This window comes from Vitreoscilla sp. C1 (assembly GCF_002951955.2).
Classification (GTDB): Bacteria; Pseudomonadota; Gammaproteobacteria; order Burkholderiales; family Neisseriaceae; genus Vitreoscilla; species Vitreoscilla stercoraria.
The window spans coordinates 766,053-787,585 of the sequence record NZ_CP019644.2 but is presented as its reverse complement, the minus strand read 5'-3'; the positions used below and the strand labels follow the sequence as shown (position 1 = coordinate 787,585).

22 protein-coding genes and 1 tRNA gene are annotated in these 21,533 nt (G+C 43.2%); 10 read left to right on the top strand and 13 right to left on the bottom strand.

The window, feature by feature from the left end; genetic code table 11:
- Nucleotides 1-34 precede the first annotated feature (34 nt).
- From ADP71_RS03820 to ADP71_RS03800, 5 genes are all read right to left on the bottom strand, one after another.
- Nucleotides 35-1,339 (bottom strand): DUF445 domain-containing protein, encoded by a 1,305-nt coding sequence (locus ADP71_RS03820; RefSeq protein WP_104931538.1) that lies wholly within the window; start codon nt 1,337-1,339, stop codon nt 35-37.
- Between the two features lie 84 nt (nt 1,340-1,423).
- Nucleotides 1,424-1,939, bottom strand: a complete 516-nt coding sequence (locus ADP71_RS03815) for a TPM domain-containing protein (protein ID WP_019958391.1) — start codon at nt 1,937-1,939, stop codon at nt 1,424-1,426.
- On the bottom strand, nt 1,939-2,844 hold the full coding sequence (locus ADP71_RS03810; protein WP_171460900.1) for a TPM domain-containing protein: 906 nt from the start codon (nt 2,842-2,844) through the stop codon (nt 1,939-1,941). The genes ADP71_RS03815 and ADP71_RS03810 overlap by 1 nt, the downstream gene beginning before the upstream one ends.
- Nucleotides 2,845-2,888: 44 nt before the next feature.
- Complete coding sequence (locus ADP71_RS03805) at nt 2,889-3,470, bottom strand: LemA family protein (RefSeq protein WP_019958389.1); 582 nt, start codon at nt 3,468-3,470, stop codon at nt 2,889-2,891.
- A gap of 72 nt (nt 3,471-3,542) precedes the next feature.
- Nucleotides 3,543-4,700: a benzoate/H(+) symporter BenE family transporter gene (locus tag ADP71_RS03800; protein WP_171460899.1), complete on the bottom strand. Its 1,158-nt coding sequence runs from the start codon at nt 4,698-4,700 to the stop codon at nt 3,543-3,545.
- Between the two features lie 395 nt (nt 4,701-5,095).
- On the opposite strand from ADP71_RS03800, the gene ADP71_RS03795 reads away from it, so the two are divergent.
- The 6 genes from ADP71_RS03795 (at nt 5,096) to ADP71_RS03770 (ending at nt 12,409) form a co-directional block, all read left to right on the top strand.
- Nucleotides 5,096-6,217, top strand: coding sequence for an ABC transporter ATP-binding protein (locus tag ADP71_RS03795; RefSeq protein ID WP_019958387.1), 1,122 nt, complete (start codon nt 5,096-5,098; stop codon nt 6,215-6,217).
- A gap of 10 nt (nt 6,218-6,227) precedes the next feature.
- A complete protein-coding gene (locus ADP71_RS03790; protein WP_019958386.1) occupies nt 6,228-7,193 on the top strand; it encodes an ABC transporter permease subunit in 966 nt (321 codons plus the stop codon).
- Nucleotides 7,190-8,083 carry an ABC transporter permease subunit gene (locus tag ADP71_RS03785; RefSeq protein WP_019958385.1) on the top strand — a complete coding sequence of 298 codons (894 nt, stop codon included), beginning with the start codon at nt 7,190-7,192 and terminating at the stop codon, nt 8,081-8,083. The genes ADP71_RS03790 and ADP71_RS03785 overlap by 4 nt, the downstream gene beginning before the upstream one ends.
- A 60-nt stretch (nt 8,084-8,143) precedes the next feature.
- The gene (locus tag ADP71_RS03780) at nt 8,144-9,454 is read left to right on the top strand and encodes an NAD(P)/FAD-dependent oxidoreductase (protein ID WP_171460898.1); all 1,311 of its coding nucleotides are present in this window, start codon (nt 8,144-8,146) and stop codon (nt 9,452-9,454) included.
- A 160-nt stretch (nt 9,455-9,614) separates the two neighbouring features.
- The gene (locus tag ADP71_RS03775) at nt 9,615-10,196 is read left to right on the top strand and encodes a 1-acyl-sn-glycerol-3-phosphate acyltransferase (protein ID WP_104931533.1); all 582 of its coding nucleotides are present in this window, start codon (nt 9,615-9,617) and stop codon (nt 10,194-10,196) included.
- 740 nt (nt 10,197-10,936) lie between these two features.
- On the top strand, nt 10,937-12,409 hold the full coding sequence (locus ADP71_RS03770; protein ID WP_019958381.1) for an alanine/glycine:cation symporter family protein: 1,473 nt from the start codon (nt 10,937-10,939) through the stop codon (nt 12,407-12,409).
- 159 nt (nt 12,410-12,568) lie between these two features.
- Here the strand turns inward: ADP71_RS03770 and ADP71_RS03765 are convergent, their stop codons facing one another.
- Nucleotides 12,569-12,901 carry a hypothetical protein gene (locus ADP71_RS03765; protein WP_019958380.1) on the bottom strand — a complete coding sequence of 111 codons (333 nt, stop codon included), beginning with the start codon at nt 12,899-12,901 and terminating at the stop codon, nt 12,569-12,571.
- A 79-nt stretch (nt 12,902-12,980) separates the two neighbouring features.
- Nucleotides 12,981-13,184, bottom strand: coding sequence for a hypothetical protein (locus ADP71_RS03760; protein ID WP_155970476.1), 204 nt, complete (start codon nt 13,182-13,184; stop codon nt 12,981-12,983).
- A gap of 253 nt (nt 13,185-13,437) precedes the next feature.
- Between ADP71_RS03760 and ADP71_RS03755 the strand changes: the two genes are divergently transcribed.
- Nucleotides 13,438-13,725 carry a YchJ family protein gene (locus ADP71_RS03755; RefSeq protein WP_237343038.1) on the top strand — a complete coding sequence of 96 codons (288 nt, stop codon included), beginning with the start codon at nt 13,438-13,440 and terminating at the stop codon, nt 13,723-13,725.
- 91 nt (nt 13,726-13,816) lie between these two features.
- On the opposite strand, the gene ADP71_RS03750 is transcribed toward ADP71_RS03755, so the two are convergent.
- From ADP71_RS03750 to ybaK, 4 genes are all read right to left on the bottom strand, one after another.
- Complete coding sequence (locus ADP71_RS03750; RefSeq protein WP_026353556.1) at nt 13,817-15,193, bottom strand: efflux transporter outer membrane subunit; 1,377 nt, start codon at nt 15,191-15,193, stop codon at nt 13,817-13,819.
- 1 nt (nt 15,194) lies between these two features.
- On the bottom strand, nt 15,195-17,132 hold the full coding sequence (locus ADP71_RS03745) for a MacB family efflux pump subunit (protein ID WP_019958376.1): 1,938 nt from the start codon (nt 17,130-17,132) through the stop codon (nt 15,195-15,197).
- Between the two features lie 5 nt (nt 17,133-17,137).
- Complete coding sequence (locus tag ADP71_RS03740) at nt 17,138-18,355, bottom strand: efflux RND transporter periplasmic adaptor subunit (protein WP_237343037.1); 1,218 nt, start codon at nt 18,353-18,355, stop codon at nt 17,138-17,140.
- 77 nt (nt 18,356-18,432) lie between these two features.
- On the bottom strand, nt 18,433-18,918 hold the full coding sequence (ybaK, locus tag ADP71_RS03735) for a Cys-tRNA(Pro) deacylase (RefSeq protein WP_104931530.1): 486 nt from the start codon (nt 18,916-18,918) through the stop codon (nt 18,433-18,435).
- Between the two features lie 50 nt (nt 18,919-18,968).
- On the opposite strand from ybaK, the gene ADP71_RS03730 reads away from it, so the two are divergent.
- From ADP71_RS03730 to ADP71_RS03720, 3 genes are all read left to right on the top strand, one after another.
- Nucleotides 18,969-19,316 carry a RidA family protein gene (locus ADP71_RS03730; protein WP_019958373.1) on the top strand — a complete coding sequence of 116 codons (348 nt, stop codon included), beginning with the start codon at nt 18,969-18,971 and terminating at the stop codon, nt 19,314-19,316.
- 398 nt (nt 19,317-19,714) lie between these two features.
- A tRNA-Ser gene (locus ADP71_RS03725) sits at nt 19,715-19,807 on the top strand.
- Nucleotides 19,808-19,938: 131 nt separating this feature from the next.
- Nucleotides 19,939-20,484, top strand: a complete 546-nt coding sequence (locus tag ADP71_RS03720) for a lipocalin family protein (RefSeq protein WP_171460897.1) — start codon at nt 19,939-19,941, stop codon at nt 20,482-20,484.
- Nucleotides 20,485-20,557: 73 nt separating this feature from the next.
- Here ADP71_RS03720 and recR read toward each other — a convergent pair whose 3' ends face one another.
- Together recR and ADP71_RS03710 are read right to left on the bottom strand one after the other, a co-directional pair.
- The gene (gene recR / locus ADP71_RS03715; protein WP_443089126.1) at nt 20,558-21,169 is read right to left on the bottom strand and encodes a recombination mediator RecR; all 612 of its coding nucleotides are present in this window, start codon (nt 21,167-21,169) and stop codon (nt 20,558-20,560) included.
- A gap of 2 nt (nt 21,170-21,171) precedes the next feature.
- Entirely contained in the window at nt 21,172-21,513 is a 342-nt protein-coding gene (locus ADP71_RS03710; RefSeq protein ID WP_019958370.1) for a YbaB/EbfC family nucleoid-associated protein, read from the bottom strand.
- Nucleotides 21,514-21,533: the final 20 nt, after the last annotated feature.

The window sequence follows — 21,533 nt, the reverse complement described above, 5'->3', positions numbered from 1 at the left end:
AAATTTTTATACCAAATACTTACAGGACGCCTCATTAGCTGAGCCAAACCGATACGGTGTGAATGATCAATCCCACCAAACCACCCACCAAAGTGCCATTGATGCGAATATATTGTAAATCCTTACCCACGCTAAGCTCTAATTTTTCCACCAACTCCTCGCTGTCCCAAGATTTGACTTTATCGGCCACATAATCAGACACTTTGAATTTGTATTGCTCCACCAATTCGCGCACCCACAATGATAATTGCGCATCAAAACGTCTCAACACTTCAGGCTGTGCCGCGCCTTGAATCAACATTTGATTCAACACTTTCAACACTTGTTGCATCAACATCGAATCGTTTTTCTCGGCGTCTTCTTGCGCCCAATTTTGCAAACCTTGCCATGAATGTTGAATAAAACCTTGTACCGCTTCGGATTCAATCAAACCATCTTTGACTTGATTTAAGCGACGGTGCATGATGTCTGAATGCTGCAAAGCCCACACCAATTGGCTGACTTTGCGGTCCATACTTTGGTGCATCGCATGGTCATCGTTGTTGATGACTTCTTGGCAATAATCATCCGCCCAATCGAGCACTTTGCGCGCGACCCAACCATCCACCATTTCGACCGCACTGCCTTTGAAAGCAGCAACCAATTTGTCCCATTTGGATGGGCTGTCACTTTTGATTTTGGCTGCCCACGCATTGATATTGTCTTCAAGCAATGTTCGCGTGTGCTCATTTTTCAACCATGCTCGAATTTGCTCCAACACACCTACCAAAGCAATGTGATGGTAACCATTGGCTTGCAACATGCTCAGCATTTGCGCCAAAGTGGTGCCTATGCTTTTGCCATCATATTGGCGTTGTAGCAATTGCCCTAAAAACAGTGCCATTTGTTCTGGTTTGACAGATTTGAGCAAAGCAGGAATCTGCTTCACAATGAATGGCGCAATGAAAGCTTGGTTTTCTGGCTTAGACAGCCAATCCAAACCTTTGCGGCTGGGTTCTAAAAAATACACTTTTTTGGCAATCGCTTTTTGGTCTAAAAAATTATTTTGGATGAATTGCCCCAAATTATCGGCAATTCGCTCTTGGTTTTTTGGCAAAATCGCCGTGTGCGGAATCGGCAAGCCCAAAGGATGCCGAAACAATGCCACCACAGCGAACCAATCTGCCAAAGCACCCACCATCGCCGCCTCTGAAAACGCTTTCACATACGCAAGCCACGGATATTGCTTCAACAATAAGGTGCTGATGACAAAGATAATCGCCGCCAAAACCAATAAAGATGTGGCAATGGTACGGGCTTTTTTCAAACGGGCTTCTGGTGTGGCTGCATCGTACTTCATGTGGGTGCCATGGTATTCATGAATCGCTATTGTAACAGTTATCTGAAACTTTACAGGACGCTTATCACAGCGTCCTGTAAATGTTTAACGAACCACCACTTCATCACTCAGTTCATTGTCCGCTATATGGCTGCCATCGCGTGGAATGTGTGCTTGCAAGACATCGGTCAATTGTTGCAACGCGGTTTCAGTACCCGTTTCAAATTGTTGCGCGACAAAAGCTTGTGACAATTGTTGGCAAATTTTTTGCCAAACTTGCTCATCCACTTGGCGAGCGATGCCCCGGTCGGCCACAATTTCCAAAGCACGATCGCTCCAACCAATATACAGCAACACACCTGTATTGTATTCCGTATCCCATACGCCCAATTCACCAAAACATTGCCATGCTCGCTCACGTGGTGACACGTTCGCCCACACATCGGACAAAGGCATATTGTTTTCAATCACCACCCGTATTTGACCCAAATGTTTTGGTTCAGACGCCGCAATCAAGGTTTCAATGCGTGTTAAAAGCGACTTGGGAAACTGTTGTTGCCATTTTTTATGAGATGCTGTGGCATGACGCCACAAACGTTGAAAACGATTTGTTGTGTGCATTACCAATCTCCCGAAGCACCACCACCACTGAAGCCACCGCCACCACCACTATAACTGTCGCTACTACTCCAACCGCCACCACTGCTACCGCTATCATGCCAACCGCCGCTGTCACCATGCCAACCACCGCCACCGCTATTGGCCAAATTCACATTCACCAAAATACTGAACAAATATACGCCCGCACTCACTGCCAACAACAGCAACCAACTGAGCTCAAACAAACTTAGCAAACCGACAACCAAAACTGCACTGAGCAAGCTGCCCCATTGTTTGCCAAATATTTTCTTCATCACAGTGGTAAAAATTAACAAAGGCAACAACAAGGCCAACAAAATATCCCAAGTAGACCCAAAGCTCTCTTCCATACTCGCTTCAGGCAAAGCCTCACCTGCAATCAAGCCTTGGATTTTGGCAACAGCATCGACAATACCTTGGTCAAAATTGTCTTGTTGAAATTGTGGGCGCACCACTTCGCTTAAAATACGGTGCGCATCCACATCGGTAATTGCCCCTTCCAAACCACGTCCCACCAAAATTTGATTGTTGCGGTCGTCTTTGGCAATCAGCAATAACACCCCATCTTGCTCTTGCGCACGTCCCAATTTCCAAGCTTGAACGACACGGATGCCATAAGAAAACACATCCTCAGGCGCCGTAGTATTGACAGTTAACACCACCACCTGACTGCCTTTTTCGCGTGTATATTGGCGCAACTCTTGGTTCAATTGCTCACGCCTTTCAGGCGACATGATTTGGGCTTGATCAATCACAGGACCTGTTAAATCAGGTATGGGTTGCAAATTGTCTGCCCAAGCCCAAGGCATCACCATCACTAAACAGACGCTCAAAAAAAGCCGTACCCAGCCTTGTTGCCACACTCTGACATCCATGATTTGTGCCATGTTGTACCCTATTGTCCAAGAGAACCAATAAATTGTCCGCAACTTTAAAATGCCACTTTCGGCGCAGTGCTGATGGCTTTTTCGTTTTCAACACTAAAATTCGGACGCACGGTCATACCAAAAACCTTGGCAGTCAAATTATTCGGAAACGTGCGTACTGTGGTGTTATAAGCTTGAATAGATGCAATATACGTATTGCGCGACACAGAAATGCGGTTTTCTGTACCTTCCAATTGCTTTTGCAAATCCAAGAAATTGGTATTGGCTTTTAAATCAGGGTATTTTTCCACCACCACCATCAAACGCGACAAAGCCCCTGTCAATTGACCTTGTGCATCGCTAAAAGCCTTCAGTTGTTCTGGGTTATTGGCCATATCCGCACTCACTGGCACTTGACCGACTTTGGCACGCGCTTCGGTAACTTCAGTCAACACCTCTTGTTCGTGTTTGGCATAGCCTTGTACCGTCGCAACCAAATTCGGAATTAAATCTGCACGGCGTTGGTATTGGTTCAACACATCCGCCCAAGCGGCATTGGCTGCCTCATCTTGGCTTTGCATGGTGTTGTAGCCACAACCTGACAAACTGATGGCGATCAATACCGCCGCTGCCCATTGTTTGATCATTTTTTTATCCTTTTTCAAAATACGCTGGCCGTTATTAAGCCCAACATCATACCGATTATTTCAATGCCAAGCTCATTTTTTTAAAGCCACTCTAATATTAAAATGGTAGACGCTCATGCCGATGAGCAAGCCCCAAAACGCACTGCTGATACCAAACAATTGTATGCCTGAAGCCGATGCCAATAAAGTCAATATTGCCGCATCTCTGACCCTTGCATCACTCATGGCGGTCACCAAATTGTCGGTCAAAGTGCCCAAAATGGCCATACCCGCCAATGTCACCAACAACGCTTTAGGTAAAGCGCCAAACACCACCACCACCATCGCACCCATCGCCGCCAAGCCCAAGCTCAACACACCATGAATCATCACAGCTTGATAACGTTTTTCAGGCCGCTCATCCACATCATTTCCCATACAAATGGCGGCACTGATAGCCGCTAAATTAGACATGAACAAGCCAAAAGGTGCCAATAAAACCGTTGCCAGTCCTGTACTGCCAATAATGGGAGATACAGGCGGCCTGTAACCATGTGCATGCAATACCGCTACCCCCGGAATGTATTGTGTGCTTAAAGTCACCAAAAATAAGGGAATACCCAAACTGATAATCGTTTGCCAATTGAAAGTAGGATCAATCCATTGCAATGCTGGCCATTGCCATTGCACAGCATCCACTGTGAAATGACCGCTGCAATAGGCATAAACACAACCCAAAGCCAACATCCACAACAAACTGTATTTAGGCGCATACGCTTTACTGATTAAAAACGCGAACAACATCAAGGCAACCAAAATCAAATCCGTTTGCATACTGACAAAAACATTGGTACCAAAACCAATCAAAATACCCGCCAGCATCGCTGAAGCAATGCTCGCTGGAATGTGTTTGACCATCCATGCAAACAAGCCACTGACCCCTAAAACCACATTCAGTAAGCCCGCAAATATCATCGCACCAATGGCATCCGACAAAGCGATATCAGTGGTCAATGCTATCATCGCAGCACCGGGCGTCGACCAAGCAATATAAATTGGTGTTTGATAACGCCAAGACAATGCCATGCTCAACACACCGCTGCTCAAAGCAATGATGGTCAACCAAGATGCCGTTTGAGCCTCTGTGGCATCCAAAGCTTGAGCGGCCTGAAAAATAATGACAACGGCACTGCCCCACGACACAATCATCATCGACACCGCTGCTGCCCAATGTGACGGTTTTCCAACCATATTATTTAACCCAGTCATACGCCTCTATTTCAATCCTATATTTTTTAGTCAATTTGAACACAAATACCAAATCATTCAAGATGTGGTTTGGCTTGTGGTCATTGTGCTACGCAACACCGATTTCATTGGCAAATAAGCATAAATTTCGTGTATTGTGATTTACAGAAGCTGTTTGATAATGTTTTCATATTATTCAACTTTTTAATGGTGGTGATTTTTAAGCGCTTTATTTAGCCAAACGATTGGGATTTGTGCATTGCCCTGTCTAGCGGGGTCGCATACAATCCGCTCTGAAAACATATATAGAATATATGATAACGAGCAAGACAAGCATCTTTTGATTGTTTAAATTTATTACTTTGTCATTGACGCATAAACTGGAGCATGGCCCGATTATGACCGATACTGTCACTCAAACCACCAAACAACCGTATTTACAAATACAAGGGTTGGTAAAAAAATTCGGCGACAACCTCGCTGTTGATCATGTAGACCTGAACATTGAACGCAACGAAATTTTTGCATTATTAGGCAGCTCAGGCAGTGGTAAATCCACTTTGCTGCGCATGTTAGCAGGTATGGAAAAGCCAAGCGCAGGTAAAATCTTACTGGACGGCTTGGACGTGACTTACCAAGCACCCTACGAGCGCCCAATCAACATGATGTTTCAAAGCTATGCCTTGTTTCCACACATGACAGTAGAACAAAACATTGCTTTTGGCTTAAAGCAAGACAAAATGGCCAAAGGTGAAATCGATGCGCGCGTCGAAGACATGTTGAAATTGGTACAAATGACCAAATACGCCAAACGCAAACCGCATCAATTATCTGGCGGTCAACAACAGCGTATTGCTTTGGCACGCTCTTTGGCCAAACGTCCAAAATTATTGTTATTGGATGAACCCTTGGGTGCATTGGACAAAAAATTGCGCCAACAAACCCAATTAGAGTTGGTCAACACCTTAGAGCAAGTCGGTGCGACCTGTATTATGGTGACGCATGACCAAGAAGAAGCCATGACAATGGCAACCAGAATTGCCATCATGTCGGACGGTAAACTTCGCCAAGTCGGAACACCAAGCGAAATTTACGATTACCCAAACAGCCGATTTACGGCTGAATTTATTGGTGAAACCAACATCATTGCTGGCGAAGTGGTCGAAGATGCACCAGATTATTGCATCATCAACAGCCCTGATTTAGCCCACCCAATTCGCTTAGGTCATGGCATTACAGGTCCTAGCGACCAAGACATTTGGGTCAGCTTGCGTCCTGAAGATGTGGGTTTAACACGCAATAAACCAACAGCAGACTTTAACTGGGCTGAAGGCAAGGTCAAAGAAATTGCTTATTTGGGCAGTTTCGCTATTTTCCATGTGTTGTTGCCTAGCGGCAAAGTCATCAAAGCCACTGTTGCTTCTTCTCGTTGGTATCTGGCAGATGAAACTGCACCCACTTGGGATGAAACCGTATATGTGACTTGGCGCGACAATTTGCCTGTACCATTAACCCGTTAGGAGCTGCGTCATGAAGCCACTCAATATAAGCAGCGCATTAGGTCGCTGGTTTGTCATTGCCGTGCCTTATGTGTGGCTGTTGATTTTATTTTTGATTCCCTTTTTGATTGTTTTCAAAATCAGTTTCGCCGAGCAAGAAATTGCCATTCCACCTTATACGCCATTGGTCACCACTGACAGCGATATGGGACGTGTCATTGTTCAAGCGTCTTATATGAATTACGCTGACATCTTCAAAGATTTTGGCTCTTCATTGATGCAAATTTTGAATCCATTTCATTCAGGCAATGGCGACAATATTTACTTACAAACGTATTGGTCGTCTTTGAAAACCGCAGTCATTGTAACCATTTTGTGTTTGATTTTTGGTTACCCGATTGCTTACGCGATTTCACGCATGCGTGAAGACATTCGCAATGGCGTGTTATTACTCATCATGTTGCCATTTTGGACATCGTTTTTATTGCGTGTTTATGCGTGGATGGGCATTTTAAGTACCACAGGCTTGGTGAATACTTGGTTGCAAAAATTAGGCATCATCAATGCACCGTTGGATTTGTTTTACAACCAATTTTCATTGATTTTGGTGATGGTATACGCTTATTTGCCATTCATGATTTTGCCTTTATACACACAATTGTTAAAACTGGATGGACGTTTATTGGAAGCGGCCAATGATTTGGGCGCCTCTCCTATCAAAGCGTTTTTGACCATCACTTTGCCTTTGTCCAAAGTTGGTATCATTGCAGGCTCGATGTTGGTATTTATTCCATCGGTGGGTGAATATGTGATTCCAGAATTGGTCGGTGGTCCTGAAAATTTAATGATTGGTAAAGTGTTGTGGCAAGCGTTCTTTGACCAAAACAACTGGCCTTTGGCATCAGCCGTGGCGGTCATTATGGTATTGCTGTTAGTGGTACCGATTGCCATCTTCCACCATTATGAAAACCGTGAAATTGAGGGAGAATCTGTATGAGTGCGAGCACAGGAAAACTCTCTTGGTTCTTGAAAGCATCGTTGTTTTTAGGCTTATTGTTCTTGTATATTCCATTGATTATTTTGGTGGTGTACTCGTTCAATGATTCCAAATTGGTGACCATTTGGGGCGGCTTTTCAACCAAATGGTATGGCACTTTGATGCAAAACGATGTCATTTTAAACGCCGCGTGGTTATCGGTTAAATTGGCAGCCTTCTCGTCTTTGGCAGCAGTCATCTTGGGAACTTTGGCCGCTTATGCTTTGGCACGAATTAAGCGTTTTAAAGGCTCTACCTTGTTTGCTGGTATGGTTTCAGCACCGATGGTGATGCCTGATGTGATTACAGGCTTATCGATGTTGCTCTTGATTATTCAAGTGCAAATGTTGTTGCAATCAACACCTGCTTTAGAATGGTTGTATTTTGACCGCGGCTTATTCACCATTTGGTTGGGACACACCACTTTGTGTTTGGCTTATGTCACAGTCGTCATTCGAGCCCGCTTGATGGAATTGGATCAAAACTTAGAAGATGCGGCGATGGACTTGGGCGCACGTCCATTTAAAATCTTCTTTTTGATTACTTTGCCATTGATTGCACCTGCTTTGGCTTCGGGCTTTTTATTGGGCGTGACCTTGTCTTTAGATGATGTGGTCATCACTTCATTCTTGTCAGGTCCAGGTTCTTCCACCTTGCCACAAGTGATTTTCTCCAAAATCAAATTGGGTTTGGATCCACAAATGAACGCCTTGGCAACCATCATGATTGCCATTGTTGGTACGATTGTGATTTTGCTCAATTGGTTGATGATGCGCCAAACCACACGCCGTGAGCGTGAAATGGCCAATGCTTATCGCCAAGTAGCAGAGCAAGAAAAGAAAACTGCTTGATTGGACTCATGCGCCCTGTATCAACCGATACAGGGCTTTTTCTATTTTAAAGGCTTATTTATGTTGACCTCTCCTGCACAAGCTGAACACGTTGATTCTTATTATGCCGCCACACGCACTTTGCACCAGCAATACCCCACCCTAACAGAAAAAATCGAAGTTGATACTTGCATCATTGGTGGCGGCTTGGCTGGAATTGGAACGGCTTTGCCTTTGGTGCAAGCAGGGCAAAACGTGGCTGTTTTAGAAGCTGCACGCATTGGTTTTGGCGCTTCAGGACGCAATGGTGGTCAAGTCATCACCTCTTACGCATGCGAAATGGAATTTTTACACCATCAATTGGGTTTAGAGACCGCACAAAAAATGTGGCAATGGTCGGTTGATGCGGTCAATTTGGTTGAAAAACAAGTACAAGATTACCAAATCGATTGCAATTGGCAACGTGGTTATGCTTCAGTTGCCGTCAGCCCCAAAAAACTCGATGCTTTGCTTGAATACAGCGAGTATATGCGTCAAAACTATGGTTATACGGGTTATCAAGAACAAACCCGCGCACAACTCAAACAACATCTCAAAAGCGATCGTTATGTAGGGGGTGTATTTGACACCGATTCAGGGCATATTCACCCATTGAATTATTGTTTGGGTTTGGCAAAAGCTGCCGCTGAACATGGCGTACACATCTTTGAACAATCCTTTGTCACCGATTTTCAACCGCAAGGCGACAAATGGCTGATTAAAACCGCGCAAGGCGAAGTTTTAGCCAAACATGTGGTTTTGGCTTGCAATGTGTTTGCAGGCGTCCTGAAACAATCTGAATACTTAAAAACCTTGTCCGACAAAATCATGCCCGTAGGCACTTATGTCATCGCCACAGAGCCTTTGGGTGCACGCAGCCAAGATGTGATTACCAACAATATGGCAGTGTGTGACACCAATTTTGTATTGGATTATTACCGCTTGAGCGGTGACACACGTTTGTTGTTTGGTGGCAAAGTCAGCTATTCAGGACAAACGCCAAAAGATTTGGCCAACGCCATGCGCAGCGACATGTTGCGGGTATTTCCACATTTGGCCGATGTCAAAATCGATTACGCTTGGGGCGGCTTTGTCGACATCACCATGAACCGCGCACCGCATTTTGGTCAACTTGCCCCCAACCTCACTTTTTTACAAGGCTTTTCAGGTCATGGCGTGGCATTAACAGGTTTGGCAGGACAAATGGCCGCAGAAAACATCTTGGGCAATACGGAACGTTTGAATGCTTTCAGTCGCATTTCACATCGCAGTTTCCCCGGCGGTCCTGTCTTTAGAACACCGTCTTTGGTTTTGGGTATGGGTTGGTATCGTTTAAAAGATTGTTTACAATAAACTTATGATGCAATGCTGCTCAAGCGTCCTGTAAAAGTTACAGGACGCTTATTTTAAAAGAAACTCTCTCAATCTATATTTCATATTGTTTTGCCGATAAACCAAAACAAAAAAATCGCAATTTTGCTACAATTGGCGTCTTTTTTAGTGGTATTTGCCGATGTTAGAATCTCTTGCAGCAAGCAGTGTTAAAGCCTTAGGCTGGTCTATCGACAATCAATTTCCAAGCGACATTCAACAATGTGTGATGCTTGCTGCGCCTCACACCAGCAATTGGGATGCTTTGTACGCTCGCCTCACTTTAAAAGCCATGGGCATCAACGTGCGCATCACCATCAAAGACAGCTATATGAAATTCCCGATGGGTCCATTCATCCGTGCATTAGGTGGTATTGGCATCGATCGCCGTCCCAAGCAAGCTGGCGAAGAACGTCCCAGCATGGTACAAGTGATGATTAACTTGTTTCAAGAACATCCCAAATTATGTATGTTGGTGACACCAGAAGCCACGCGCGCGCGCCAAGAAAATTGGAAAACTGGTTTTTACTACGTGGCAATCGGTGCAGGTGTACCAATTGCTTTGGCATATATGGATTATGAAAAGAAAATTGCAGGCGTGGGTAAAATCATTTATCCAAGCGGGGACTTTGAAGCCGATATGCGCGAAATCATGGCTTTTTACCAAAATATCCATCCCAAATATCCTGAGTGTTTCAGCATAGACCAACGCTACAAGCCTTAAAATGCATCACAGAGCCATCACTCTACGGTTATCTTGACTCAGCGCCTTAATGGCGCTTTATTTATGGTAAACACTGTCATTAAGCCACAATCTGCTGCTATTAGGCTTAAATATCATTTTTTAATAGCTTAGACCCATTATTTTATTAACATAGAAAAAATGTTCTAAAAACGACTTACCGTATTCACACCATCCATCATCTAAAAATCACAAACTCACTTATTAATATCAAATTTAAAATTTAAAATCTCATAATAATCTTATAAGTCACTTTTTATTAAGATAAATATTTAAAGACATGATTTTGACAAAAAATATTAACACTAAATTAAAAACCATGCTGACAACCAAACAAAACACACATACGAAAAATGACAAAAAAATTAATTTGAATTAAAAATTCATAATTAATATAAATTAACCTAATAAATATTAATTTTTATAAAAAATATAGAATAAAATTATAAAATTATTAATATATGTCGCTTTTAAACAATTAAATGATTAAATTGGCAAAAAATTGCTGAATCACAACCACTCATGCAATATTTATAGTTTTAAATTTAACAAAAATCCAAATAATTGGCACATAATTTCGTTATACGTAAAAACATGAAAAAATATGTTTTAATTTTTGTAAATATGACTTTACAATGAGCTTGTAAATTATCAGTTGTATCACGGATCAATGTCACAATTAAAAAAGTAGTCGCCATTACATACTTCAAGGAGTCAGATTTATGCAAGCAATTGTTGATTTTCTCAATGGGCTGATTTGGAGCTTGCCGTTGATTTACGGTTGTTTGCTCATTGGCCTTTACTTTTCCATTCGTACCCGCTTTGCGCAGGTGCGACATTTTTTTGGCATGTTGCGCTTAATGATGGACGGTAAAAGTTCTGATGCAGGTGTGTCATCATTCCAAGCCTTGACCATGGCTTTGGCAGGTCGTGTCGGTACAGGTAATATTGCAGGCGTGGCAGCAGCCATTACTTTCGGCGGTCCTGGTGCTTTGTTTTGGATGTGGGCGGTGGCATTCCTAGGTGCAAGTACTGCTTATATTGAGTCAGCCTTAGCACAGATTTACAAAGAACGTCATGATGGTCAATTCCGTGGCGGCCCGGCTTTCTATATCGAAAAAGGTTTTAAAAACAAAGGTTTTGGTAAAATATATGCCATCATATTTGCTTTTTCTGCCATTTTAGCCTGTGGTGTGTTATTACCCGGCATTCAAGCCAACTCTATTGCTGGAGCCATTAACAACGCTATAGGCGTTGATACTGCGGTCACTGCTGCTATTTTAGCAGTCATTTTAGGCTTCATCATTTTTGGTGGTGTCAAACGCATTGCCAAATTTGCCGAAATCGTTGTACCTTTTATGGCATTGGCTTACATCATCATCGCGTTGGTGATTGTTATCATGAACATCGGTGAATTACCAAATGTATTGGCTTTGATTTTCAAATCAGCGTTCGGAGCAGAAGCCGCTTTTGGTGCAGTATTAGGTTTGGCCGTTGAATGGGGCGTGAAACGCGGTGTTTACTCAAACGAAGCCGGTCAAGGTACAGGCCCTCATCCTGCAGGTGCTGCGAACGTATCTCACCCTGCAAAACAAGGTTTGGTGCAAGCATTCTCTGTGTATGTAGACACTTTATTGGTATGCTCTGCAACAGGCTTCATGTTGATCATCACTGGCATGTACAACACACAAGACCCAGTCAATGAAGGTGTGTTCTTACACCATGGTGTACCAGGTGTGACAGGTGCAGGCTATACGCAAACGGCAATGGAAAGCGTATTGCCAGGTTTTGGTTCATTGTTTGTGGCCTTTGCTTTGTTGTTCTTCGCTTTCACCACCATCATTGCGTACTACTACATTGCAGAAACCAACATTTCTTACTTGGTTAAAAACAATGCCAAATTGCGCTCTCTTTTGATGCAAGTTTTGAAATTGGCGATGATTGTCATGGTGGTATTTGGTTGTATCAAAAGTGCAGACTTGGCTTGGGCCTTGGGTGACGTGGGCGTAGGCTTGATGGCATGGTTGAACTTGATTGCCATCTTGATTTTGCAAAAACCAGCCATCGCCGCTTTGAAAGACTATGAACGTCAAAAAGCACAAGGTAAAGATCCAATCTATGTTCCAGAAGAAAACGGCGTGGACAATGCGCCAATCTGGAAAGAAATTGGTGAAGAGTTCCGCAACAAACAGTGATTTTCATCCGTTTGCCAGACTAAAAAACACCTGAGACTTCTCAGGTGTTTTGTTATATAGAGGCATGTGGCAAGATTCAATATACGATTTGTATATCATCACAAAGCGCCCTGTAAACACTACAGGACGCTTTCAATATTCCTCTGTCAAGCAATCGCGTTAGCCACCACGCGATACAAAACAACCTGCCATATTGGTTTTTAAAATATCCGCCATAACTTGCGCTTCTTCTTGTTCATTTTGGGCTTGCTGCAATAATGGCATTTGATACAGTGCATTGTTTTCAAAATGAGTCCCTGTACAGCGGCAAAACTCGTCCCGACTCAAACCATCTTCTGCAAGATTTTTTCGATATTGTGCACTGTCAAATCCTGATATTTTTCCATTCACCGCATCCAAACACGCTTGCTTACCAAAATTAGATAAAGGGCTCGCCCAAGCCACATGACCACAAAGCATCATAGTCATACTCATCAAAATATATTTTTGCATGTTATTTCCTTAGTATTGGTCAATGAATAACAAAATCGTATGCTATATCAATCTACCTATATGGCATCTTAAAAATTATTTATCTAGGTTTGTCAGTACGCGAGCTGGCTACGGCTGACCCATGCATCTCTTTCACTTGGGTTTCATTAATATCACTCAATAATTTTGCCACTGTACGAATTCTTGTATACAACTGCTCTTTGGTATTAACCTTATCAGTACCAATTAGCTTTAAAGCATAATCTTTCAAACGTTCCTTATCAGCCATTGTCAACGTATACATCCCCCATTCCATCTTTAATCCCCTTATTACCAAAAAATATATTTAATGCCTACCTACAATACCATCTTGCACAATGAATCTGACCTTAAAACCAGTACGCCCTGATATAAAAAAATTTATAATAAGATTTATTATTTAAGCGAGTTGATCAATGAGCCAAAAATCACACCATACCCACTGCCCTTGTCAAAAAGACACTAATTTAGAATATCCTCATTGTTGTGGGCTTTATATTGATCAAAAACAAATACCGATGAATGCAGAAATATTAATGCGTTCCAGATATACCGCTTATGTCATGGAAAACCAAGAATACCTATTACAGACTTGGCATCCATCTACCCGTCCTATGCAATTGGATTTTGAACCTACCAAGTGGATAGGATTAACCGTTCATTCTCATACACAATCGGATGAAACCCACGCTCAAGTGACATTCAGTGCCCGCTATAAAGTCAATGGCAAGGCCTTTAAAATGCATGAATGCAGCTCATTTATCCAAGAATATGGACAATGGTTTTATATTGATGGCGATTATTAAAGAATAATCAATATGATGAAATAATATCAAAAAGCATTACAAAATCATATTGTAATGCTTTTTATTTCTACTGTATTTTGCGTATCATTGCTTAACGATAATAGCCAGCCATCGATTGATAGACCTTATTTTCAGCCTGCAATCTCACATAACGACTGTTTAACCAATCCAAATAAGCACTGTCGTAAGAAGATTGTGCATTGATATGGTCTTTGAATTCAGCCGCACCTCGCTCATAACGGGTTTGGTAATAGTGTCTGATTTTGGCCTCAGCTGCCAATTTGGCAGCGGTATTTTTTTCAGTTTGCAAGGCTTGTTGATAAGCAAAATACAAACCATCGACTTCATTCAAAGCTTGGTTGATGCTTTGTTCAAACGCCAATAATTGGCTTTGATATTGCACTTCTGAAATACGAATATTCCATTTAAGTTCATTCCAATTTAAAAATGGCAACGAAATACCCACATTGCCACCTAAAATCGGCACATTCAAAGCTTGTCCTATGTTTCTAGACGATGAGGACAAATTCGCACCCAATGTCACACTTGGATACACTGATTTTTGCATCGCTGCCCAATCTTTGTATGAAGCACGCAATTGGTATTCGGCTGCACGCAAATCAGGACGATTGGCCAAGACACTTAAAGGCACATGGGTATTCACCCCCAAAGCCTTGATTTGGTCTAGCTTGGCCACATTCAGATTCCAAGCTTGATTGGGCTTAAGATGAAGCAATGTGCGCAAAGTTTGTTCAGCGGCTTGCTGTTGGCTTTGTAAATTCAGCAAACTTGCCTCAGCATTGCTCAAAGCTTGCTGAGCTTGTGCAGGCTCAATGGATGCCACTTTGCCATGACGGTATTTACTGTTACTAATATTCAACAATTGTTGATAAGAGCGAATGTTGTTTTGCGCATGATCAATAGCGGCCTGTAAATACACCAATTCAAAATACGTATTGACTGTACTGTTAATCAAGCTCAAGCGAGCGGTCGCCAAATCGGCTTCTGTCGCACGAAATTGCCATACTTTGGCATCCGCACTGTCACGCAAACGCTGCCACAAATCAATTTCATAACTCACACCCAACTGACCGCCATAGCTGCGACCACTTGAACCACCTTCTTTGATATTTTTAGAAGTCGAGCCTGACAAACTGCCCGAAACCGATGGCAACAAACCCGCCCCTTCGGCATTAGCCTGATACATGGCTTGACGTACGGTCAAAGCCGCTTGTTGCAAATCCACATTATTGCGCAGCGCCGCATCGACCAATTGGTTTAATTGCGTGTCTTGGTATTGTTGCCACCACGCTTCATCCACCGAATATTGCGCTGCCACATCTTCTTGCCATGCCACCGCAGCTTTCACTGTGGTTGGAGCAGGCATTTGTGCTGTTTGGCAAGCACTTAAAAACAAAGCCATCGAGGCTGCCGCACAAGCGGCCTGTAAACGAGAAAATTTTTGCATATTAATCATGTGCCAAAGCATCTATCGGATTCAATTTGGAAGCATTGCGTGCGGGCATAAAACCAAATGCCACACCAATAATGGTAGAGCAAGCCAATGCTAAAATAATGGAGCTACTGGACAAACTCATCGGGAAGTTTTCGACAAATTGATTGAACATAAAACTAATGCCTGCGGACAAAGCAATGCCAATCAAGCCGCCCAACAAACAAATCAATACCGCTTCAATCAAAAATTGTGACAAGATATTCATTTGTCGCGCACCAATCGCCATACGCACACCAATTTCTTTGGTACGTTCAGTCACCGACACCAACATAATATTCATCACACCAATCCCACCGACCACCAAAGAAATCAATGCAATGCTGGAAATCAACATCGTCATCGTGCCTGTGGTCGATTCAATGGTTTGTTTGATGGAATCGCTGTTGCGGGTATAAAAATCTTTTTTACCATGACGTGCTTCTATCAAAGCGGTAATGCTTTGTTCTGCTACTTGAGTGGAAATGTCATCTTTGATTTTGACAGTAATCGAGCCAATGTGGCGTGCGCCAGTGATTTTGTTCATCATCGTGGTGTATGGTGTCCACAAATTCAAGTTCTCACTCGCACCACCAAAACCTGTGTCCGCCTCAGTAATACCAATCACTTTTAAAGGCACATTTTTAAACAAAATCACTTTGCCCAAAGGTCGCTCTCCTTCGCCAAATAACTGTTTGACAGTATTAGGGTCGATGACCACGACAGATTCATTATTGCGCACATCGTCTTCAGTAAAAAAGCGTCCTGCGGCCAATTTTTTACCATTGACATCAAAAAACTGTGATCCAGCACCCGTTAAAGAAGCATTCAAAGATTTGTTTCCAAACACCAATAAACCACTAGAAGACATGCTCGGTGTCACGCTGTCTACATACGATTGTCCCGCCAAAGCTTGTGCATCGGCCACATTCAAAGTTCTGATACGGTTGCTGGTACGATCACCAAAACCACTGCCCGGATAAATGGAAATGGTATTGGTACCCATAGAAGAAATATTATTCAAAATTTGTTGTTGAGAGCCTTGCCCCAACGCCACCACCGACACCACCGAAGCAATACCAATAATGATGCCCAACATGGTCAACAACGAACGCATTTTATGCGCCACAATCGCCTGAACCGCCATTTTGAACGCTTCCATGACTTGGTCTTTGTAAAAACCAAATGTGGACTTTTCTTTTAATTTAGGCTCAGCTGTTTGGGTTTTGACTGTTTGTTTACTGATATCAGAAATGATGATGCCATCTTTGATTTCAATAACACGATTGGCATAATCAGCAATCTTAGGGTCATGTGTCACCAAGACAATGGTATGACCTTTGGCATACAATTCTTGCAAAATGCCCATCACCATCACACCAGAAGCAGAATCCAATGCGCCTGTAGGCTCATCGGCTAAGATGATTTCACCACCATTCATCAATGCTCGTGCAATCGATACCCGCTGTTGCTGACCGCCAGACAATTCACTTGGCTTGTGGTCAGTTTTATCTCCCAAGCCCAAATCAGTCAAGAGTTTTACAGCCCGCTCATTGCGCTCACTCTCATCGACTCCCGCATACACCGCAGGCAAAGCCACGTTGTCACGTGCCGACAAACTCGACAGCAAATTGTAACGCTGAAAAATAAAACCAAATTTTTTGCGTCGCAAAGCCGCCAAATCATCGGCTTCCATATTCAAAGTTTCAATGCCATCCACTTGATACGAGCCTGAAGTAGGCGTATCTAAGCAACCAATGGCATTCATCAACGTCGATTTTCCTGAACCTGATTGTCCAATAATCGCAATGAAATCACCTTGTTCAATAGACACATTGATGTCTTTGAGAATTTGTACCCGATTGTCACCCTCACCAAAATATTTGTTGAGGTTTTTGATTTCAATCATCGCCATGCTGCTTACCTCGGACCCATGCCGCTAGGACGACGATTTTGTCCTTGTGCAACGGCTTGGGATTTCTCAGAAGCATTCATGCTGCCCATTACCACCAAATCGCCCTCTTTCAGGCCGCTTTTGATTTCTATGTTCAAACCATCATTCAAACCAGTTTGTACTTCGGTTTCGACAACTTCATTGTCTTTTTTAAGCACACGGACTATTTTTTTGCCTTTGATATTGCGTACAGCCATGGTTGGCACTACCGATACATCTTTGACTTCTTGAGCAATGATGGTGTTTTGCGTGGTCATACCAATGCGCAATTTGCCCTCTTCATTGGGTACCAATAATTTGGCATAATAATACACCGCAGCATCACTGCTAGAAGTTTCAGAATAATTGCCATCGGTCAAACTGGTCAAACCCGGATCAATGGATTGCAAAGTGGTTTTGAATTTGGCAGTCGGTTCCGATAAAATCGTATATTCAACAGGCATGCCTGCCGCCACTTTGGTAATATCACCCTCAGCAATTTCCAACTTCACTTCCATTTGACTTAAATCGGCGATTTCCGCAATCGTCGGCGTGGTTTGATTGGCATTGACTGTTTGCCCTTCCTCCACAGGCACCGACACCACCGTCCCTGTAAACGGTGCAATGATTTTGGTATAGCCCAATTCCACTTCCGCTGTATTAATCGCAATATTGGTTTGCTTCATTGATGCTTCGGTTTGTTTCACTGCGGCTTTGGCTGCCGACCACGCATCTTTGGCATTTTCCACGGCTTCAGCCGAACTGGCGTCTTCAGCCAACAAGCTTTGCTCACGTTTGTATTGCTTGGTGGCAATTTCCAATTGGATTTTCTGATTTTCCAATTGTGCCGTTTGTGCTGACAATTCCGCGCGACGCGTTTGTAAGGTATTTTGCTGCGTGGTCGGATCAATTTGTGCAATCAAATCGCCTTTTTGCACTTCATCACCCACTTTGATGTACAAATTTTTAATTTGTCCTGAAGCCTGTGCACCCACCGTCACTTTTTGCGCCGCCGATACCACACCTGTGGCATTGACCGTCATACTAACATTGCCTTTTTGTACTGGCTCTGTAATGTATTCCACTTTTTCAGGTTGATTGAACCACAAAAAATACGCCGCAACACCTGCCACAATCAGCACTGCTAACACCAACCATTTGATTTTTTTCTTCATCGCAAAGAAACCTATTTGATTTGTCATCATGCACCCAGCATGGGCGCATCTCGTCGACTGTGATTATGCCTCAGCAAACTTAGCGTAAACTTAGTAAGCCCTCAGTTTCAAGCATCCACCGCCACATTCACCGCTTGGGGGTTCAAAACTGCCAAGTCTTGCGCTTGCATCGCCACCAAAAATCCACGTTTGCCACCATTGATATAAATCGTATCCAAATCCAAAATACTCGCCTCCACATACACAGGCAAAACCATTTTACTGCCAAACGGGCTTGTCCCTCCGACCAAATAACCCGTCCATTTGTTCGCGTGCTTAGAATCTGCTGGTTCAATGTGTTTCATACCCAATTCGCGTGCCAATTGACGTGTGGAAATGTGTTTGTCACCATGCATCAACACGATTAAACCTTGTTTTTTTTCGTTCTCACATACAATTGTCTTAATGACAATGTGTTCGTCTACACCCAAACAAGCTGCCGAATGTGCCGTTCCGCCTCGTTCTTCATAATCGTATAAATGTGGGGTAAATATGACTTGTTTGCTGCGCAAAAATCGCACGGCTTGTGTCACAGGATAATCATTTTTCGCCATATGCTGCTTTCATCTGCTAATATCAAGCTCCTATTGTAAGGAGTTATTGTATGAGCATTCAACGTCACATCACCAATCACCGTTTATCTGAAGCCGTTCAAGCCAATGGTTTCATTTTCTTGGCAGGCCAAGTACCCACCATCACCGTACAAGATGCTGAAGCACAAACGGCTGACATCTTACGCCAAGTAGATGAATTGTTAGCACATTTCGGCTCAGACAAAACCAAATTGGTGGAAGCCACTTTGTTCATCACCGACTTGGCCAACTTTGATGCGATGAACCGTGCATGGGATGCGTGGATTCCTGAAGGTCATGCACCAGCTCGTGCTTGCGTACAAGCGCAATTGGCCAATCCTGAATGGTTGGTTGAAATCAAATTATCGGCTGTGGCTTAATACTCATTGAGCAGCACATTTTAAAGCGTCCTGTAATCTTTACAGGACGCTTTTTTGTGATTATGCAACATTAGGCACTTCATCCAATACATTTACCAATGCTATTCAAGCCGCCCATTTTCAAAGCCAGCTCCAATATTGCTTATGATGAAGCTATTTTGACAAGCCAAAACACTTTATTTGTGATTTTCTGTCCAATCCAATCATGCTCCGCCTGTCAATTATCCAAAATTCACAGTGTTTAAAGCGTTAAAATGGCAAAATATTAAAATTTAATTCTTTTATTTATGAGTAAGTTAAATACATTCACTTAAATTAAATCAACACAGCACTTGACGCAAATGGCGCAAATGCTTATTATGCATACCTGTCCTGACGGCAAATACCAACAGCGACATGGAGAACTGGCCGAGTGGTCGAAGGCACACCCCTGCTAAGGGTGCATACGGGCAAAACCTGTATCGAGGGTTCGAATCCCTCGTTCTCCGCCAAGATTTAAAAAGCCTCTTGAGAAATCAAGAGGCTTTTTTACATATGTTCTTTCCACTACAATTTATCCTGACAACGAAATTATTTCACGCTCGCACACTCCATCTATATCACAGACGATAAAGGTGTCACCATGAAACTTCCTACTTTCATTCTCATTGCAACAGTGGCTTTCATTGGATTAAGTGCTTGCCAATCCACACAAACCAACAGGCAAAAAACAGATTTCAAAACCTTGGCCGTAGAGGATTTTGATGTCCAGCGTTATATGGGCAAATGGTATGAAGTGGCTCGGTTTGACTTCAAATGGCAAAAAAATCTTAAAAATGTTACCGCAGATTACACTTTACAAAACGATGGCAGCATTCAAGTCGATAATCAAGGTAGCGACATCACCACTTTGGAACGCAAGCAAAGTATTGGCAAAGCCAAATCCAATGGCAATGCAAACAATGGCGCTTTGAAAGTGTCTTTCTTTGGTCCATTTTATTCAGAATACAATGTGGTTCAATTGGATCCCGATTACCGCTATGCGCTGATTTTTGGCGAAAACAATGACTATATGTGGCTGTTATCGCGTGAAAAAACCATGCCTGATTCAGTCAAACAAAAATACCTCAACTTTGCGCAACAATCAGGTTATGATTTGAACCGTTTGGTGTGGACGCAACAAGACTGATATCGTCACATAACAAAGCGTCCTGTAAAGATTACAGGACGCTTTCAATCGCCTCACGCGTATTGTATAGACATTAATTGTCTTGATTTAAATGGCGCCGCTCATACACAGCTTGCGCCAAAGTCCCTGCATCCACATACTCTAATTCACCACCCAAAGGCATGCCTCGTGCCAAACGAGTGATTTTATATGGCAAATCCTTCAACAATTGATGCAAGACATAAGCGGTCGCATCGCCTTCAGCGGTAAAATTGGTCGCAATGATGATTTCATTAATGTGGCTGTGTTTCAAACGCTCTACCAATGGGGCTATGGCAATGTTTTTCAAATCCATGCCTTGCGTTGGATTGACCATGCCCATCAACACAAAATACAGACCATCGTGACAATGTGCCGCCTCCATGCTTGCCACATCCACAGGATGATGCACAATCATCAAGACATCGCTGCGTCTATTGGTGTCGCTACACAAAGCGCACACCTCTCCCTCGCACAAAGTATTGCACCAGCGACAATGTTGTACGGCGCTCAAAGCATCTGCCAAAGCCTGTTGCAAGAACAGCGCACCGTCCCGATTGTTTTGCAACAATTGGTACGCCATGCGCTGTGCTGTCTTAGGGCCGACATTGGGCAGAACTTTCAACGCTTCAATCAAACGTGAAAACGCATCCTGTTGGGCCATAATGCTTACTTAAAGAAATCACCCATACCCGCAGGCAAATTCAAACCTTGGGTATATTTAGACATGCGTTCTTGTGTGGTCGCTTCCGCTTTGCGCACCGCATCGTTCACAGCAGCAGCAATCAAATCTTCCAACATTTCTTTGTCATCAGCCGCATCGCTCAACAAAGATGGGTCAATGTTCAAACGCTTCACACCATAATGGCAAGTCATGGTCACTTTCACCAAACCAGCGCCCGCTTCGCCTTCTACTTCCACATTGCCCAATTCAGCTTGGGCTTGTTTCATCTTGTCTTGCATTTGCTGCGCTTGCTTCATCAAACCAGCGATACCTGCTTTACCAAACATACTCTAACTCCTTCAAGTCA